Source organism: Mesorhizobium sp. M2C.T.Ca.TU.002.02.1.1 (genome assembly GCF_003997225.1).
The window spans coordinates 1-2,671 of record NZ_RZTO01000817.1; the positions used below are offsets into that span (position 1 = coordinate 1).

The 2,671-nt window shown below is 63.9% G+C and carries 3 protein-coding genes; all 3 read right to left on the reverse strand.

Annotated elements, in window-relative coordinates; genetic code table 11:
* Positions 1 to 155 precede the first annotated feature (155 nt).
* A complete protein-coding gene (gene minE, locus EOD07_RS29860; RefSeq protein ID WP_040973218.1) occupies positions 156 to 428 on the reverse strand; it encodes a cell division topological specificity factor MinE in 273 nt (90 codons plus the stop codon).
* Positions 425 to 1,240: a septum site-determining protein MinD gene (minD, locus tag EOD07_RS29865; RefSeq protein WP_040988440.1), complete on the reverse strand. Its 816-nt coding sequence runs from the start codon at positions 1,238 to 1,240 to the stop codon at positions 425 to 427. Before minD ends, minE begins: the two co-directional genes overlap by 4 nt.
* A gap of 113 nt (positions 1,241 to 1,353) precedes the next feature.
* The gene (gene minC / locus EOD07_RS29870) at positions 1,354 to 2,271 is read right to left on the reverse strand and encodes a septum site-determining protein MinC (protein ID WP_127237885.1); all 918 of its coding nucleotides are present in this window, start codon (positions 2,269 to 2,271) and stop codon (positions 1,354 to 1,356) included.
* Positions 2,272 to 2,671: the final 400 nt, after the last annotated feature.

Genomic DNA, 2,671 nt, shown 5'->3' on the forward strand with positions numbered 1-2,671 from the left:
GGACAACGCTGAGCGTTGCCCACAGGGTCCACAGGCCAAACAACAAAAACAACCCGTCAGTTCATGATGAACAAAAGTGTCCACCATGTCCCCGAACACCCGTCCACCTTGTCTCCAGCACAAACACTTTGGCGAGGGAGAGGAACCAGTGCTTCTCACCCAGCCATGGCGAGCGGCACAGCGCTCTTGTTGGGGATCTGGATGTCGATCTCGAGCGTCGACATGGTCGCGCCGCGATCCATCGAGACCTGGAGATAGTCCTGGTCGATCTGCACATGCTTGGCAATGACCGCCATGATCTCCTCGCGCAGGATGGAGACGAGGTCCGGCTGGCCGCGGCTTTGGCGCTCATAGGCGAGCAGCAGCTGCAGCCGCTCGCGCGCCACCGGCGCGCTTGTGCGCCGCTTGAAGAGGTCGAGGATGCTCATGCGGCCCTCCTTCCGAGAAGCCGGTCGAGGAAGCCCTTGCGTTCGAAGGGGACGACCACCGGCAGGTCCTCGCCTTCCAGGCGTCTTGCCGCTTCGAGATAGGCTTTCGCGGCGGAATTGATCGGCTCCGACAGCGTCACCGGGGAGCCGAGGTTAGAGGCGCGCAGCACATCCTGGCTTTCCGGGATGATGCCGAGCAGCGGGGTGGACAGAATCTCCAGCACGTCGTCGATCGACAGCATCTCGCCGCGCGAGGCGCGAGAGGCGTCATAGCGGGTGACCAGCACATGCTTCTGGATCAGTTCGCCCTGCTCCGCCTTCATGGTGCGGGCGTCGAGCAGGCCGATGATGCGGTCGGAGTCGCGCACAGACGACACTTCCGGGTTGGTGACGATGACCGCTTCGTCGGCGAAGCGCATGGCAAGCTGCGCGCCGCGCTCGATGCCGGCCGGGCTGTCGCAGAAGACATAGTCGAACACCGAACGCAGCCTTGCGATAACCTCGGCCACGCCCTCCTCGGTCAGCGCGTCCTTGTCGCGCGTCTGCGAGGCCGGCAGCAGGTAAAGCGTCTCCAGCCGCTTGTCGCGGATCAGCGCCTGCGACAGCTTTGCCGTGCCCTGGATGACGTTGACGAGGTCGAACACCACGCGGCGCTCGGCGCCCATGATGAGGTCAAGGTTTCTCAAGCCGACGTCGAAATCGACCAGCGCCACCTTCTTGCCGGTCTTGGCCACGGCGGCGCCGAGCGCGGCCGTCGAGGTCGTCTTGCCGACGCCCCCCTTTCCCGATGTGACCACGACTACCTTGCCCATATTCATCCAGCCTCCGTTGGCGTTTTTATGTCGGGCCCGCCCGTGTTGGACACGACGGACTCTCGGGAACAATTGCACGCGAAACCGGCCCGAAGCTTGCCGGCCCCAAAAACTCAGCCCAGCGGCACCACGCAGAGCGCATCGTTGTCGAGGAAGGCCTGCACGGCCTTGCCGCGCGAGACGCCTTCCATCTCCTCTGCGGTCGTGTACCAGCCGTCGACGGCGAGCAGCTCGGCCTCGTTCTTGCGGCAGAAGATGCGCGCCGAAATGTTGCCTTCCGAGCCCGCGATCGCGCGGCCGCGCAGCGTGCCATAGACATGGATCGAGCCGCCGGCGACGATTTCGGAACCGGACGCGACCGAGCCAAGCACGATGACGTCGCCATGCGGGTGGAAGACCGACTGTCCCGAGCGGATCGGCGCCTTGATCATCAGAGTGCCGGCGGCGGCCGGCATCTCCGCCGCGCCCTGCCCCGCATTCGTTGACCTGGATTGGGCCGCATCGTTCTGCGCCGGCTCGATCCGGACCGCCTCCAGCCTTGCCAGCTCGGGGTCCACCGGCTCGTCGGCGGACATCTCTATCGGGGAAACTTCCGCCTGCGGCGCCTCTGCGGCCAACTGCGTCATCTGGGCGGCCTGGACCCGCTCCCCGGCGGCGGCTTCCAGTTCCTCCGCCCGCGCCTTGCGCGCGGCCCGGCCCAGCAGCCCCTCGGCCGTCGCCTCCTTGGCGCCGGCCAGGAGCGGCGGCAGCTCAGGCCCGAGCTCGGCGCCTTCGAGCTCGATGGCGTAGACGCGGATGCCGCGCGAGCCGAGCACGCCGACAAGTGCAGCAAGCTCCTCCGGTCCCGGCTGCAGGACGTTCAGATCCAGCACCACCGGGCGCCCGTTGAAATAGCCCGGCGAGTTGGCGATCCAGTGATCCAGCCCCTCCAGCCAGTCGGCGATCGGCGCCTCCGGCGTCAGCGTGAAAGCGACGAAGGAACGGGCGCGAAAGCGGATCGATTTGTTGTGCAGGGGGGCGGCGAAGGTCACGTCCAGGCGAATCCTTACTCAATGGTTAAAGGGTGCCGGGCGAATAGTTAACAAAAGGTTAACGGACCCTCCAATCGTTCCAATGCGTTACCACGATGTTAGCCGCTGAATGTTAGGCTGATGTTAGGCTGAGCGGCGGGTTTCGGGCGGCATCCGTTCTCATTTGGTTCCACATAATCACGTAGGAGTCACTTTGGCTCGCGAGTCCACCGCGATACATTAGCGGTTGAGGAAGGATAGAGTCGATTCGAATGATCAAAGTGGCGGGCCGATGTACCTGTTGTATTACGATGAAGTGAAATACGATCCACCCAATCAGCAGTCGTTCTGGCTAGGAGGCGTTTGTGCCGAGCACACTGCAATTCCAGCAATTGAAGATCAGATAAACGAAGTCTCACAG

What these genes read in the sequence shown, in the direction of transcription:
- minE (WP_040973218.1), bottom strand. Translation starts at nt 428, where the DNA reads ATGAGCATCCTCGACCTCTTCAAGCGGCGCACAAGCGCGCCGGTGGCG.
- minD (WP_040988440.1), bottom strand. Translation starts at nt 1,240, where the DNA reads ATGGGCAAGGTAGTCGTGGTCACATCGGGAAAGGGGGGCGTCGGCAAG.